Origin of the sequence: Nonomuraea antri (assembly GCF_013283785.1) — a bacterium.
Taxonomy (GTDB): Bacteria; Actinomycetota; Actinomycetes; order Streptosporangiales; family Streptosporangiaceae; genus Nonomuraea; species Nonomuraea antri.
Genome location: NZ_JABCPZ010000070.1, coordinates 14918 through 28393 on the forward strand (window position 1 = coordinate 14918; position 13476 = coordinate 28393).

Sequence of the window (13476 nt, forward strand, 5' to 3'; positions counted from 1 at the left end):
CGCGTGGTCCGGTCTTATTCGAATCGCGCGTTGTCAGGTGCGGTCATACGTCTGAGCAGCGGCAACAACGTCAGGATCACCAGCAGCGACGCCACCAGCCCACCCCCCACCGCCGCGAAGTACACCGGCCCGGGCATGGCCAGGGACGCGCCCTTCATCGCCAGCTGGTCGATGACCGGCTCAGCCACCCCGAACCCGGCCGCGGCCGCCAGCAGCGCGGCCACGACCAGCGGCAGCGCCGACTCCAGCAGCACCACCGCCGACAGCGTGCGGGCCGGGGTGCCGGCCAGGCGCAGCAGCGTGAACGGCTGCCGCCGCTCGATGAGCCCGCCGCCGACGGTCACCACCAGGCTGCAGCCGCCGGCCAGCAGGGTCAGCGCGACCATGGCCAGCGCGACGTTCTCTGCCTGGCCGAACATGACCGCCCTGACCTGGGCGACCTCGGCGAACGTCATGGGCGCGTCCGCGGCGGCCCCGGCGTACCCGGCCAGCAGGGTGCGCAGTCGTTCCAGAGTGGCGGTGTCGTCCGTGCTGACCAGGACCGCGGACAGGGCGAGCCCGGCCGCAGAGTCGACCCGGCCGGACGGGCTCGCCAGGGGGAGCAGCTTGCCGATGGTGAGCGGGTTGTCGGCGCCGACCAGGCGGTCGAACTGTCCGGCCACCGCCTGGGCGCCCGCCGGGCAGCGGCCGAGCACGGGGAAGCGGGCCAGGTGCGCGCACTCGACCACGGCCCGGGCCGGTGGCGGGCCGTCGCCGGGAACCGGGGGCACCCGTTCGTCCGGCTTGGCGTAGATCGGCAGCACGTCGACGCCGGGATGGGCGCGCAGCTCGGCCAGCAGGGCGGTGGCGGCACCCGGTGACAGCCCGCCGGAGCCTGGCGGGGTGAGTGCGGCGCGCAGCACGTCGTTCAGCGCGCCGCCGCCCACCGCCTGCTGGCCGGTGACCACGGCGGGGACGATTCCGGCGATCGCCGTCCCGATGAACACCGCGAGGACGAGCCCGCTCACCGAGCGGAAGGCGGTCTTCGGGTCGGCGGACAGCCGCTGGGCGGCCAGCAGGGTCGCCGCGCCGCCGGTCAGCCTGGCGGTCAGGCGGGCGGCCAGCATCGTCAGCCAGGGGCCCGCCACCACCAGCCCGATCATGATCAACGCCAGCCCGACCCCGGCGAGCAGCGCGTCGGGATCGCCGCCATCGCCGCCACCACCGCCGCCGGCATCATCGCCGTTACTGAACACCGGGCCGGCGAACAGGCCGAGCCCGGCCAGCAGCGGGATCGTCCGCCAGGCCCGGGGCGGGCGGGCGGCGGTCCGCCGGACCGTGCCGAGCGGGGAGATCCGCACCCGGCGCAGCGACCACAGCGCGGCGCAGGCCGCCACGACCGGCGCGCCGGCCAGCACGGCCGCGTACTGCCAGGGCGCCGGGGCGACCAGGTCGGGGAAGAACCGGGCGCCGGTGATGCGGGCCTCGGTCAGCGCCGGGCGTACCAGGATGAAGACCGCGACCCCGGCCAGCGCGCCGAGCAGCGCGCCCGCCGCCGCGTCCACCGCGGCGAGCACGTTGACCTGCCGCGACGTCGCGCCCACCAGCCTGATGGCGGCGAAACGCGCCTCGCGCCTGGCGGCGGCCAGCCGGGTGGCGGTCGCGACGAGCACCAGCAGCGGGACGATCAGCCCGATGGCGGCGATGCCGAACCCGTACCGGTAGGCGTCGGTGGTGTCGTCGATCGCGGGCGCGGTCTCGACGGCGTCCACCTGCCGGGTGCCGGTCAGCGCGGCGACCTGTTGCGGCGTGCGTCCGACGACCACGGCCAGCTCGTCGGGCCCGGACAGCGCGGCCGGGCCGATGAGCCCGGCCCTGGCGCCGGGGAAGCGGTCGGCGAGCTGTTCGCGCGGCGCCCGGTCGAGCAGCCCGGCCAGCGCGGGGGAGACGACGTACGTGCCGGGTCCCGGCATCGCGGACAGGCCGGGGATCACCGGGGCGCGGTCGCCGAGCGCGGCCGCGTCGAGCCGTTTGACCCGCTGACCGGCGTAGTAGTCCTCGCGGTAGTTCCACAGCGCGCCGTCGGCGGTGGCGTCGAGCGCCCAGCCGCTGGGCGCGGTGCCGGTGGTGCACTCCCAGCACGGTCGGGCGGTGGTCGCCTGGAAGGCGTTGAACAGCGAGAGCGTGGCCAGCAGCACCGTCACGCCGACGGCCACCCCGGCGACGATCAGGACCAGTCTGGCCGCCGCCTCCCTGCCGCCCTGGAGTGACAGCCGCAGCCCGAGCGAGATCATCGCGCGGCCTCGCCGGCGTAGAGGTCGCTGACCCGGCCGTCGCGTACGACGACCTCACGGTCGGCGCAGGCGGCCACCCGGGCGTCGTGCGTCACCACGATCACCGTGGTGCCCTCTTCCCTGGCCAGGCCCACCAGCAGCTCCATCACGTGCTCGCCGGTGAGCGAGTCGAGTGCGCCGGTCGGCTCGTCGGCGAACAGCACCCGCGGGCCCGTCACCAGCGCCCGCGCGATCGCCACCCGCTGCGCCTGGCCGCCGGACAGCTCCCCGGTGCGCCGGTCGCCCAGCTCGGCCAGGCCCAGCCGGTCCAGCCAGCCCCGCGCCCGCCCGTGGGCGGCCTTCCGCCCGGTACGCCCGAGCAGCAGCGGCAGCGCGACGTTGTCGGTCACGGTCAGCTCGGGCACGAGCTGACCGAACTGGAAGACGAAACCGAAGGCGGTGCGCCGCAGCCGGGTGCGCCGCTCGTCGCTCATGGTGTCGAGCCGCTGCCCGTCGAACCACACCTGCCCGCTGTCGGGCGTGAAGATCCCGGCCAGGCAGTGCAGCAACGTGGACTTGCCCGAGCCGCTCGGCCCCATCACGGCCACGATCTCCCCGGCGTCCACCGCCAGGCTCGCCTCGCACAGCGCCGGCGTGCTGCCGTAGGAGCGGCTGACCCGCTTCGCCTCGACGATCATTGCGCACGCACCATGGCCGCCAGCGCGCCGAGCCTGGCCTGGGTGACGTCGATCCAGCGCAGATCGGCTTCGAGGTGGAACATGCCGTGGTCGGCCAGCAGCGCGTCGGGCAGCCCGCCGCCGCGCTTGACCTCGGCCAGCTCGCGCATGCGCCGCATATGCGTGGCGCGCTGCAGGTCGAGGTAGGCGGCCGCGTCGCGGCCCAGCATCAGCGCGAGCACGACCTTGGTGAACAACACGGTCTGCAGGTACGGCTCGGCCGCGACCGGCTCCGACAGCCACACCTCGACCTCCCGCGTGCCGACCGGCGTGATGGCGTAACGCTTGCGGTCCGGGCCGTCGCCGGGCTCGCTCTGCCCGGCGATGATCTTGCCGTCTCTGGCGAGCCTGCCGAGCGTGGCGTACACCTGGCCGAACGGCAGGGCCTTGCCCCGGCCGAAGAAGGCGTCGTAGTCACGTTTCAGGTCGTAGCCGTGGCTCGGCTCGCGTTCGAGCAGGCCGAGCAGGGCAAGGGGAACGCTCATGCCGGGCGACTATACTCTAAGCGTATATACGCGGAGAATAAGGGGTTCGCGGGGATCGCTAGGGTTCTGGGGTGATTTCCTACCGCGCCGCCACCCCCGCCGACCTCGACCGCGTCACCGCCTGGACGGTGCGCGAACCGGTCGCCTGGATCGCCGCCGACCGCTACCTCGACGAACTGGCGGAAGGCATGTACCGCCAGGAATGGACCTGGCTCGCCGAGGACGGCGACCGCCTGGTGGGCCGGGCGCTGTGGTGGGGGCCGAAGTCGAGCGCGCATCCGATCGCGCTCGACTGCCTGGACGTCGACCCCGCCGCCGGCGACCGCGCGGCCGTCGCGACCGGCCTGATGAGTGCGGCGCTGGCCGGATTCGCCGCGCCCGTGCAGTACGCGGTGAAGGTGGCGGCCGGCTGGCGCGAGGACCCGGCCACCGTCGCGGCCGTGGAGTGGCGGCGTGCAGCGGCCCGCGCCGCCGGGCTGACCCGCGAGGTGGAGCGGCTGCAGTTCGAGTGGACGCCGGCCGCCGGTGTGCCCTCCGCCGCCACCGGCGCGCTGCGTTTCGCCGCGGCCCCGGACGAGGAGTTCCTCGCGGTGTTCCAGCGGATCGCCGAAGGCAGCCTCGACGCGGAGACCCGCGCGAACCTGGCCGAGCTGGGCGCCGAGGCGACCGCCAGGGAGGAGATGGACTTCTACCTGGGCGCGCCGGGCAAGCGGGAGTGGTGGCGGCTGGCGTACACGCCGGAGGGCCTGGTGGCGGGCATGGCCATCCCCTCGGCCACCCCGTACAGCGTGAACGTCGGCTACCTGGGCGTGGTGCCGGAGTTCCGCGGGCGCGGGTACGTGGACGAGGTGCTGGCCGAGATCACCCGCTTCCACGCCATCGGCGGCGCGCGGCGCATCACCGCCACCACCGACCTGGGCAACGCGCCCATGGCGGCGGCGTTCCTGCGGGCCGGTTACCGGGTCACGGAGATCCGGCTGAACTTCTCCAACGCCGGGGTCTGACGCGGCCGGTCAGCCGGTGGCGGCGGACCGCTCGGCCGGGCGGGCGCCCCGGTCGTCGACGGTGAAGGTCTGGCCGTCGGCGGGGAAGACGATGTTCGCCCGGTCGGAGCCGGTCACGTCGTCGCCCAGGTGGGTGGGGACGAGGGTGAGCGCGGAGTGGCGGTCGGCGAGCGCCTCGACGTCGTCCAGGCCCATGTGCCCGGCCTTCGAGGTGCGGAAGGACGTGTCGATCACCAGGGCCTTGCCGGCGCCGGCGAGCGTCTCCACCGACGGGCACATGACGGTGTCGCCGGTGTAGCCCAGGGTGACGCCGGCGCCGTCGGTGATGGCGTAGCCGAGCGCGATCGGCGTGGTGTGCTGGACGGGCAGGGCGCGGACCCGGTACCCGTGGCCCGACCACTGGCCGCCCTTCTCGCCGAACTCCACGAAGCGCGGTGAGACGTTCGGCTTGACGGTCGCCCAGACGCCGGGATAACTGAGCTCGAACAGCTGCTCGATGCGCCCGGCGAGGCCGGTCGGCCCGGCCAGCACCAGCTCGCCGTCGCGCTTGCGCGTCAGGCCCTGCTCCATGAGCAGGAAGATGATGTCGAAGAAGTGGTCGGCGTGGAAGTGCGTGATGAGGCAGACGTCGACGATGCCCGGGTCGATCCCGGAGCGGCGCATCGCCTTGACGGAACCGTTCGGGGTGTCGATGAGGATCTTGTCGTCGATCAGCGCGCTGGCGCTCATGCGGTTGGTGAAGATGGATCCGGTCCCGATGAAGTGAAGCTGCATGATGATGGATCTCTCGGGGGTCGGTGCGCGTAAGCTGTGCTCACGCTGTGTGCTCTTGCCTGTTCAAAGAGTAGTAATGCCTGGTGGGAGAGGTCACTGTCAGCATGGTGACAGCCGTGTACGCCGTTCTGCTCGCCTTGTCCGTCCCCTTTGTTCCGTCCGGGCCCCAGGGGCTGGCGGAGTCGGCCGTCGAGCGGTTGCTGCTGGCCGACGCGGTGGCGGCGGCCAAGCTCGGCACCGGGAAGCCCATCACCGACGCGGCGCGGGAACGTGAACTGCTCGACGCCGTCGCTGCCCTGTCGGCGCGGATCGGGCTCTCGCCGGAGCTCGGCACCCGGTTCTTCCGCGCCCAGATCGAGGCGGGCAAGGCGGTGCAGCGCGGGCTGCACGCGCGCTGGCGGTCGTACGGGGAGCGGCCGCCCGGTCGCCGGCCTGATCTCGCCGGGGAGATCAGGCCGCGGCTCGACCGGCTCACGCCACGGCTGCTGCGGCGGTTGCGGCAGGTGGAGCCGCTGCGCGCGAACCCGGTCCGGTGCGCGGCGGTCATGGACGCGGCCGGGCGCGCCGCCGGGGCGCGGGCCGGGCTCGACGCGCTGCACCGCGACGCGCTCCGCCAGGCCCTGGTTCCGGTCTGCGCCAGGCCCTGGCCACAGTCCACGCCGAGCCCGGCCCCGCCCGTCTCCGGTGCCGCACGTCTCCGATGAGTCGGCCCCGCACGTCTCCGATGACGCTGGGGCCGCCCGCCTCCGGTGAGTTCGCAGTGCGTCGGTACGCTTCTCGGCATGCCGTTCTACGTACACGCCGAGGACAGGCCCGGAGTCGGGCCCCGGCTGCTCGACCTGGCCGAGGAACACTGGTCGTACATGGACGAGTTCGACGACCGGCTCGTGCTGCGCGGCCCGACCCTGTCGGCCGACGGGGAGGAGCACACCGGCAGCGTGCACGTCGTGGACCTGGACGACCGGGCCGCGGCCGAGCGGTTCGCGGCCGAGGAGCCGTTCTGGCGGGCCGGTCTCTACGGTCACCTCACGACCGACCGCGTCGTCGTGCTGCTCGACGGCCGTCCCGGGCGGGGCGCGTACCTGTCGGAAGGGCCGTACGCGCTGGTCACCGGCCGGTGGCCGGTGGTGCGGGGCGAGGCGGGGCTGCCCGGCGGCGAGCCTGACGGACGGCTGCGCTTCGTCGCCGCGCTGGTGGACGACGACCGGACGGGCACGACCGGGATCGTGGCGGTCGCCCCGGGAGCGCCCGAGGCGGCGCGGGCCGTCGTCCAGCCGGTCGCGGACCTGCTCGCGGGAGCTCCCGTGACGCTGACCGCCCAGCGCTGGCAGCGCGGCGGGCGCTCCTAGCCGACGCTCCACCCGGGAGCGGGGCGCGTGGCGGGCGCTCCTAGCCCACGCTTCGCTCGGGAGCGGGGAGTGCGGCGGCGAACTCGGTCACGGCGGTGACGAACGCGCGCGGCTTGTCGTCGTGGATGACGTGCCGCGCGTCGATCCGCCGGTAGACGGTCTGCGGGGCCAGTTCGCGCACCCGGCGGGCGTCGTCGTCGTCCATGGCGCCGACCAGCCCGTGCCGGTCGAACCTGCTCCAGTTGGCGTGCAGCAGCAACACGGGGACGGTCGTCGCGCGGAGCGCGGCCGCGTGCGAGAAGTCGCCGTAGAAGCGGCCGTCGACGAACGCCCTGGCGAAGTCGGGGTCGAACATCGACGCCGCCCTGATCAGCTCGTTCAGCGACCCGGGCAGCCACCGGACGCCCAGCCCGGCCGGCCGGCCCGGGTTACGCCGCCGGTGGCGGGCCACCAGCCGATCGAGCAGGCCGACGAACCGCTCGGGCATCCGGATCGTCCTGTCCTCGGCGACCGGGATCTCCTGCCGGTAGATGTCGGTCACCCGCTGGTGATCGAGGTCGCCCAGCGCCCGTACGGTGTGGGCCAGGCTCTCGTACACCCAGCGGTCACGGTCGCGGAAGCGCGGCCACTCGGCCGAGAAGATCGGCGGGTCCTCCAGCACGATCGCGGAGACCAGCTCGGGCACGCGGGCCGCGCACCACAGCGCCAGGACGCCGCCGGAGGAGTTCCCGCTGACGATCGCCGGCCGGCCGACGACCTGGCGCAGGAAGCGCGCGATGTCGCCGCCGGCCGAGTCCCACGAGTAGTCGCCGGGCGTCCACGAGGAGTTCCCGTGGCCGCGGACGTCGACGGCGTACACCGTGAACCGCCGCGCGAGCTCCGGCATGACCCGCCGGTAGCTGCTCCACAGACTCATCTGGCCGGGTATGAGCACGAGCGGCGCCCCCGACTCCGGCCCGCGGACGTAGTTGACCAGCACCCCGCCGAGCTCGGCGGACTCCTGCCGGAATCCGGCCTCGACCAGCGCCGGCGGCAGCGGCTCGCGCTGCCCTTCGTACGGGTTGCGGTGGCCGGTCATCGTCCCGGCTCCCGGTCGGGCTCCTCCTGCGCGGCCAGGACGCCCTGGGCGAACAGCCGGAACCTCTCGTTGTCGACCAGCGCGATGCCCTGTTCGCGGTCGACGAGCACGAGCAGGGTGTCGCCCGGTTCGAGGTCGAGCAGGTCACGTGCGTCCTTGGGGATGACGATCTGCCCCTTCTCGCCGATCTTCACGGTGCCGACGATGTAACGCCCGTCCGGCCCCTCGATCATCTTCCCGCCCATCCGTTCCGCCCTCCCTAGTGGATCTAGTACGACTTTACCCACTTTTCTTACTTTTCGCACTCGGGTGAGGGATGTGGACCGCGGATTCCCGGGTAGGTGGCCGACCATGCTCGCGCAGGTGACACACCGCACCACGGACGTCGACGGGATCGAGACCTTCTACCGGGAGGCGGGACCGCCGGACGCGCCGGTGTTCCTGCTGCCGCACGGCTACCCCTGCTCGTCCTACGAGTTCAGGAACCTCATGCCCGCGCTCGGCGACCGCTGGCGGCTGCTCGCCCCCGACCTGCCCGGCTTCGGCCACAGCGCCACCCCGGACGACTTCTCCTACACCTTCGACGGCTACGCCGGCTTCCTGGAACGCTTCACCCACGTGATGGGCCTGCGGCGCTACGCCATCTACCTGCACGACTACGGCTCGCAGTTCGGTCTCAGACTGGCCCTGCGCGCTCCCGAGCGGGTCGCCGGGCTGGTCATCCAGAACGGCGACATCTACGAGGACGCCCTGGGCCCGAAATACGCCGCGCTCAAGGAGTTCTGGGCCGATCCGACCGACGAGGGCCGGGCCGCGCTGGCCCAGAACGTCTCGGCGGAGGGCTTCCGCGACGAGTTCGTCGGCGAACTGCCCGCGCACCTCGCCGAACGGGTGAGCCCCGACCTGTGGACGCTGCACTGGGCGCTGATGAACACCCCGCGGCGGCGCCGCAACGTCGTGGGCCTGTTCGAGGACCAGGCGACGACCCTGCGCTGGTTCCCCAAGGAACAGGCCTACCTGCGCGAGCACCGGCCGCCCACGCTCATCGTGTGGGGGCCGCACGACGGCTACATGCCGGCGGGCTCGGCGCGGGCGTACCTGCGCGACCTGCCGGACGCCGAGCTGCACCTGCTGGACGCCGGTCACTGGGCGCTGGAGACCAACCTCGCGGAGATCGTCCCGCTGGTCCGTGACTTCCTCGGGCGCGTGCTGCCGGGGTGACCGGGCGTCAGGCGAACGTGACCTCGGCCGTGGCGTGGCGGTCCTCGCGGTGCGTGGCCACGCGCAGGGCGGCTCGCGCTCCGGGCCTGCCGCCGTCCAGGACCGTTGGGCCGCCGCAGGCCAGCAGGTGTTCGCCGGCGAACGCCGGGCGGCGCAGCCGGTAGCTCAGCGACCGCACCCGCCGGTCGGCGGCGTCGCGCCGCACCAGCTCCAGCATGGCGATGACCAGCAGCGGGCCGTGGACGACCAGCCCCGGGTGGCCTTCCACCTCCCGCGTGTACGTGGCGTCGTAGTGGATGCGGTGGGCGTTCGCGGTCAGCGCGCTGAAGCGGAACAGCAGCACCGGGTCGGGGGTGAGTGGCAGCCGCCAGGGCTCGTCGGCGTCCGGCGCGACGCCCGTGCCAAGGCCCAGCTCGGCCGCCTGGTTCGGGGCGCGTCCTGAGCGGTACACGATGTCCTGCTCCTCGACCAGGCGGACGCGGCCCCGCTGCCGGAACTCGCTGCGCGTGGTGACGAACAGCAGCTCACCCGTCGTGCCCCGCTTGACCGTGACCGGTCCCAGGCTGGTGGTGCGGTGGGCGGGCTCGCCGAGCCGCAGCGGTTCGGCGATCTCGCAGCGGCCGCCGGCGAACATGCGCTGCCGGTGGGGGAGCGGGGGCAGGAAGTGCCCGTGCCTGGGATGGCCGTCGTCGCCGAGTTCCGCCTGTCCTGGCCAGTCCAGGAAGTACAGCCAGTGCCACAGCGGCGGCAGCGCGTCCCCGGCCTGCGGGACCGCGGGCCGGGGCAGGTCGAGCAGCGCGGACAGCGCGGCCGCCGGGCCGGGCGCCAGCTCGTCGGCCGCGCCGACCGGCCCCGGCGCCCAGGACACGAGGTACCCGCCGAGCCCGCTACCCCCGCCGAGCCCGCCGTCTTCGCCGGGCCCGCCGCCGGGCGCGGTCATGACGGGTCGCCGATCGTGCCGGCCCGCCGCAGCGCCTCGATCTCGCCGGACGTGAGACCGAGCACATCCGTCAGCACGGCGTCGGTGTCACCGCCCAGGCGCGGGGCCGGACCTGCCGGGACGCGGTCCGTGCCGGTGAAGCCCAGCGGCGACCCGGGGGCGAGCACCCGTCCCACGCCCGGCTGCTCGATCTCGGCCAGCATCGGGTTGCCGAGCAGTTCGGGCAGCCCGTCGCCGACGACCTCGGTGAAACCTCGGTAGACCGACCACGGCAGCGACGCCCCGGCCAGCGCCAGGCGTACCTCGGCCAGGTCGCGTCCGGCGAACCAGGGCCCGAGCAGGGCGGCGATCACCTCGCGGTGGCGGAAGCGGTCGCCTTCCGTGGCGAAGTCGGCGTGCAGCGCGTCGGCGACGGCGGTGAAGGTGTCGGTGGTGCCGGTGGCCGCGAGCAGGTCCTGCCAGTGCCTCCGGGTGAGCGCCACGATCATCACCCGCCGGCCGTCGCGGGTCTGGAAGTCCCTGGCGAAGCCGCCGTACAGGTGGTTGCCGATGCGTTGCCGTTCGACCCCGGTGAGCTGCGCCTCGGCGAGCAGGCCGAGGTTGGCGGCGGTCGCCAGGGCGACGTCGGCGAGCGCGACGCTCACCTGCTCGCCCCGCCCGGTACGGCGGCGCAGCCGCTCGGCGGCGAGTACGCCGACCGCCGCGTACAGCCCGCAGGCCACGTCCCAGGCGGGCAGCACGTGGTTGACCGGTCCCGCGTGCCCTTCCGGGCCGGTGACCAGCGGGAAGCCCAGCTCGGCGTTCACCGTGTAGTCGACGGCCGGCCGGCCGTCGGGGTAGCCCTGGACGCGGACGTGGATCAGGTCGGGACGGCGTTCGCGCAACCGCTCGTAGCCGAGCCAGTCGCGGCCCACCGCGTTGGTGAGCAGGATGCCGCCGTCGGGGCCGGACTCCGTCACCAGGCGGGTGACGAGCTCCTGGCCGGCCGCGCCGCGGAAGTCGACGGTGATCGAGCGCTTGCCCTTGTTCAGCCCGGTCCAGTAGAGGCTGACCCCGCTCGGCGCCAGCGGCCAGCGGCCCAGGTCGGCGGCCCCGCCCAGCGGGTCGACGCGGATGACGTCGGCGCCGAGCTGGGCCAGCGTCATCCCGCCGAGCGGGGCGGCGACGAAGCTCGACACCTCGACGACCCGCAGCCCGGCCAGTGCCCCACGTGGCAGGCCACCCGCGCTCGCCGTCAGGCCCATGCGGCTCACGCCCTCTCCGTCGGCAACATTATGCACAAGGGCCCCGCTTGCACCGAGACCTCGCGCCCGGAAAAACCGCCGGAAAACGCATGTAATCCCCTATATGGTGCGCTCGTGGAGAACCTGGAGAGCCTTGTCATCGCCCGGCGGCTGCGCGTCCCCGTGGACGCGCCCGCCGACGTGCCCGCCGGCGCCACGCCCGGCTGGGGCGAGGTGGCCGCGCGCCAGCTCGACGCCGCGCTCCTGAGCGTCGGGTTCACCTGCTCGCCCGCGCTGCTCGGACGCCTGGCCGACCTGCCCGGCGAGCACGTGGTCGACCTCGGCGTACGGGTGCTCGCCGCGGTGCGCCACCTGGTCGGCGATCATGTCACGCACAACGCGTACTTCATCGACTTCCCCGCCAACGTGCCCGACACGCTGGAGTTCTGGGCCGGGCGGCTGCGTGAGGCGATGCTCGACCCGGTCGCCGCCGCGCGCGTCCGCCCGGACACGGTGAACCTGCTCACCCTGCCCGGCTACGGCCGCTACCAGCACGGCTACGCCGACCTGGTGGCCGCGCACGCCGAGCTGATCCCGCTGGCCGCCGACCGGGTGAGCGTGCTGGAGCTCGGCGGCGGCTTGGCGGAGGAGGCGCGCGAGCTGTACTTCTCGCTGGCCGGCTCGGAGGCCCCGCTGCCCGCGGAGGACCTCGCCGCGCTGCGCCTGCTGGCCGCGTACTGCCAGGACGAGCCGGAGCGCATCCCGGTGCGCGAGAACCGCGCGATCGTGAACGAGGCGCGGCTGGCCGCGGGCCGGCCGCTGCTCGTCGACACGGTGACCGACGTGCTCAGGCTGGCCTGCGGCTGCTCCGGCGGCGACGTGACGCTGGCCACGCCGGCCAGGTTCCGCTCGTTCCGCCGCGCCGAGCGCCGCGCGCTCCTGCGCGCCCTGGACGCGGTCGCCACCCCGGCCAAGCTCGGCGACGTGCCCCGGCACCGCGAGCAGTGGAAGCGCCTGGGCGAGCGGCTGCACCCGCACGAGTACCCGCAGTTCCCCCGTGCCGTCCAGGTGTTCGAGGTGGCCAGGGGCGAGCGCCGGGCCGCCGGTCTGGACAGCCGGGTCGAGTCCGCCCTGGCCGGCGGCCGCACCGCAGACGCGGTCGCCCTGCTCGCGCACAGCCCGGGCGCGCTGCTGCGCCGCCTGGACCACCTGCTGCGCACCGGCGAGTCGGCCGCGGACGTGCTGGCTGCCGCCGAGCGGGCCGCCGCGCAGGCGTCCGGCCGGGTCCTGCTGTCGCTGCGCGAGCACCTGCAGAACCGGCTCGTGGCCGCCGCCGGCCGCGTCTTCGTCAACCGGCACGGCCGCGCCTGGGCCGCCCCCGACACCCGTCCGGAGCTGGCCGAGGAGGTCCTGCCGCGGGCGCTGGCGTTCCTGGACGAGGAGATCACCCGCCGCCTGCCCGACGTCGGCGAGGTCACCGTCGACCGGGACGCGCTGGACGTGGCGCTGCCGCTGTCGGGCAAGGCCGTCGCGCCAGGGCTCGGCATGCTCCCGCGCGGCTCGCTGGCGCCGGTCGAGGGGGAGCTGCTGCGCTTCTTCACGTACTGGCGCCAGGCCGACCGGCACACCGACTACGACCTGTCGGCCCTCATGCTCGACGACTCCTACGACAACGCCACGCAGATCTCGTGGACGAATTACGCCAACGACTTCGCCACCTACTCCGGCGACCTCACCCAGGCCCCGGACGGCGCGTCGGAGTTCATCGACATCCGCCTCGCCAAGGCCACCAGGCCGATCGTCATCCCGATGGTCAACATCTACGCGGGCGAGCCGTTCGACGAGGCGGCCGAGGCGTTCTTCGGCTACATGAGCAGGGACGCCGCCCAGGAAGGGCTGCCGTTCGAGCCGCGTACCGTACGGATGAAGTCGGACCTGCGCGGCGCGGGACGGGTGGCGCTGCCGCTGGCGTTCCTGCGCGGCGACGACGGCGCGTGGCGGGTGAAGTGGCTGCACCTCTACCTGAAGGGCCGCCCGGCCTTCAACCGGGTGGAGGGGCACCAGGTCACCGCGTCGCTGCTGGTGCGCTCGATCGTGGAGCGCGACTACCTGCGGGTCGGCTACCTGGCCGGGCTGCTGCGGGCGAAGAGCTCGCCGGACGGCCCGCCCGTGCACATCGGCCTGGACCGGCCCGCCGGCCTGCCCGAGGAGCACCTGGTGTACACGCCCGCGACCCTGCACGAGCTGATCCCCGCCTGATACGGTGGAGATCGCGAGGCCATGGGAAGGCTTCCTTCTCCGTTTGAAAAACGAAACCATAGTCTTCCCGCTTCCCTCGCCTCCCGGTCGTGAGGCCATTCGGGGGCTTCCTCCCCCTTCCGGAACCAGGCTGGGCCCTTCGGGGCCACTGGTC

The 13476-nt window shown here is 73.9% G+C and carries 13 protein-coding genes; 5 read left to right on the plus strand and 8 right to left on the minus strand.

The features are described 5' to 3' along the window. Positions 1-14: 14 nt before the first annotated feature. The 3 genes from HII36_RS23255 to HII36_RS23265 are packed head-to-tail and all read right to left on the minus strand — an operon-like array spanning position 15 to position 3474. Positions 15-2273: an FtsX-like permease family protein gene (locus HII36_RS23255; RefSeq protein ID WP_173525349.1), complete on the minus strand. Its 2259-nt coding sequence runs from the start codon at positions 2271-2273 to the stop codon at positions 15-17. Continuing rightward, positions 2270-2950: an ABC transporter ATP-binding protein gene (locus HII36_RS23260; RefSeq protein ID WP_173525350.1), complete on the minus strand. Its 681-nt coding sequence runs from the start codon at positions 2948-2950 to the stop codon at positions 2270-2272. The genes HII36_RS23255 and HII36_RS23260 overlap by 4 nt, the downstream gene beginning before the upstream one ends. Further along, positions 2947-3474 carry a PadR family transcriptional regulator gene (locus tag HII36_RS23265; RefSeq protein ID WP_173525351.1) on the minus strand — a complete coding sequence of 176 codons (528 nt, stop codon included), beginning with the start codon at positions 3472-3474 and terminating at the stop codon, positions 2947-2949. The genes HII36_RS23260 and HII36_RS23265 overlap by 4 nt, the downstream gene beginning before the upstream one ends. A 71-nt stretch (positions 3475-3545) precedes the next feature. On the opposite strand from HII36_RS23265, the gene HII36_RS23270 reads away from it, so the two are divergent. Then, entirely contained in the window at positions 3546-4478 is a 933-nt protein-coding gene (locus HII36_RS23270) for a GNAT family N-acetyltransferase (protein WP_217369850.1), read from the plus strand. 9 nt (positions 4479-4487) lie between these two features. Here the strand turns inward: HII36_RS23270 and HII36_RS23275 are convergent, their stop codons facing one another. Then, positions 4488-5252 carry an MBL fold metallo-hydrolase gene (locus HII36_RS23275; RefSeq protein ID WP_173525352.1) on the minus strand — a complete coding sequence of 255 codons (765 nt, stop codon included), beginning with the start codon at positions 5250-5252 and terminating at the stop codon, positions 4488-4490. Positions 5253-5368: 116 nt separating this feature from the next. Here HII36_RS23275 and aroQ point away from each other — a divergent pair, with 116 nt between their 5' ends. Both aroQ and HII36_RS23285 read left to right on the plus strand, forming a co-directional pair. Further along, on the plus strand, positions 5369-5956 hold the full coding sequence (gene aroQ, locus HII36_RS23280; protein ID WP_173525353.1) for a gamma subclass chorismate mutase AroQ: 588 nt from the start codon (positions 5369-5371) through the stop codon (positions 5954-5956). A 78-nt stretch (positions 5957-6034) separates the two neighbouring features. After that, a complete protein-coding gene (locus HII36_RS23285; RefSeq protein ID WP_173525354.1) occupies positions 6035-6601 on the plus strand; it encodes a YciI family protein in 567 nt (188 codons plus the stop codon). Between the two features lie 40 nt (positions 6602-6641). Here the strand turns inward: HII36_RS23285 and HII36_RS23290 are convergent, their stop codons facing one another. Both HII36_RS23290 and HII36_RS23295 read right to left on the minus strand, forming a co-directional pair. After that, the gene (locus HII36_RS23290) at positions 6642-7679 is read right to left on the minus strand and encodes an alpha/beta fold hydrolase (protein ID WP_173525355.1); all 1038 of its coding nucleotides are present in this window, start codon (positions 7677-7679) and stop codon (positions 6642-6644) included. Next, entirely contained in the window at positions 7676-7924 is a 249-nt protein-coding gene (locus tag HII36_RS23295) for an AbrB/MazE/SpoVT family DNA-binding domain-containing protein (RefSeq protein WP_236003786.1), read from the minus strand. Before HII36_RS23295 ends, HII36_RS23290 begins: the two co-directional genes overlap by 4 nt. A gap of 106 nt (positions 7925-8030) precedes the next feature. On the opposite strand from HII36_RS23295, the gene HII36_RS23300 reads away from it, so the two are divergent. Next, on the plus strand, positions 8031-8900 hold the full coding sequence (locus HII36_RS23300) for an alpha/beta fold hydrolase (protein ID WP_173525356.1): 870 nt from the start codon (positions 8031-8033) through the stop codon (positions 8898-8900). A gap of 7 nt (positions 8901-8907) precedes the next feature. Here HII36_RS23300 and HII36_RS23305 read toward each other — a convergent pair whose 3' ends face one another. Then, positions 8908-9840 carry a hypothetical protein gene (locus HII36_RS23305; RefSeq protein WP_217369851.1) on the minus strand — a complete coding sequence of 311 codons (933 nt, stop codon included), beginning with the start codon at positions 9838-9840 and terminating at the stop codon, positions 8908-8910. Next, entirely contained in the window at positions 9837-11084 is a 1248-nt protein-coding gene (locus HII36_RS23310; RefSeq protein ID WP_173525370.1) for a CoA transferase, read from the minus strand. The genes HII36_RS23305 and HII36_RS23310 overlap by 4 nt, the downstream gene beginning before the upstream one ends. A 114-nt stretch (positions 11085-11198) precedes the next feature. Between HII36_RS23310 and HII36_RS23315 the strand changes: the two genes are divergently transcribed. Then, complete coding sequence (locus HII36_RS23315) at positions 11199-13322, plus strand: TerD family protein (protein ID WP_173525357.1); 2124 nt, start codon at positions 11199-11201, stop codon at positions 13320-13322. Positions 13323-13476 lie beyond the last annotated feature (154 nt).

Bases quoted from the DNA above. Each gene is read 5' to 3' on its own strand.
- HII36_RS23260 (WP_173525350.1), bottom strand. From the start codon at position 2,950: ATGATCGTCGAGGCGAAGCGGGTCAGCCGCTCCTACGGCAGCACGCCG.
- HII36_RS23300 (WP_173525356.1), top strand. From the start codon at position 8,031: ATGCTCGCGCAGGTGACACACCGCACCACGGACGTCGACGGGATCGAG.
- HII36_RS23265 (WP_173525351.1), bottom strand. From the start codon at position 3,474: ATGAGCGTTCCCCTTGCCCTGCTCGGCCTGCTCGAACGCGAGCCGAGC.
- HII36_RS23295 (WP_236003786.1), bottom strand. From the start codon at position 7,924: ATGGGCGGGAAGATGATCGAGGGGCCGGACGGGCGTTACATCGTCGGC.
- HII36_RS23285 (WP_173525354.1), top strand. From the start codon at position 6,035: ATGCCGTTCTACGTACACGCCGAGGACAGGCCCGGAGTCGGGCCCCGG.
- HII36_RS23275 (WP_173525352.1), bottom strand. From the start codon at position 5,252: ATGCAGCTTCACTTCATCGGGACCGGATCCATCTTCACCAACCGCATG.
- HII36_RS23255 (WP_173525349.1), bottom strand. From the start codon at position 2,273: ATGATCTCGCTCGGGCTGCGGCTGTCACTCCAGGGCGGCAGGGAGGCG.
- HII36_RS23310 (WP_173525370.1), bottom strand. From the start codon at position 11,084: ATGGGCCTGACGGCGAGCGCGGGTGGCCTGCCACGTGGGGCACTGGCC.
- HII36_RS23290 (WP_173525355.1), bottom strand. From the start codon at position 7,679: ATGACCGGCCACCGCAACCCGTACGAAGGGCAGCGCGAGCCGCTGCCG.
- HII36_RS23305 (WP_217369851.1), bottom strand. From the start codon at position 9,840: ATGACCGCGCCCGGCGGCGGGCCCGGCGAAGACGGCGGGCTCGGCGGG.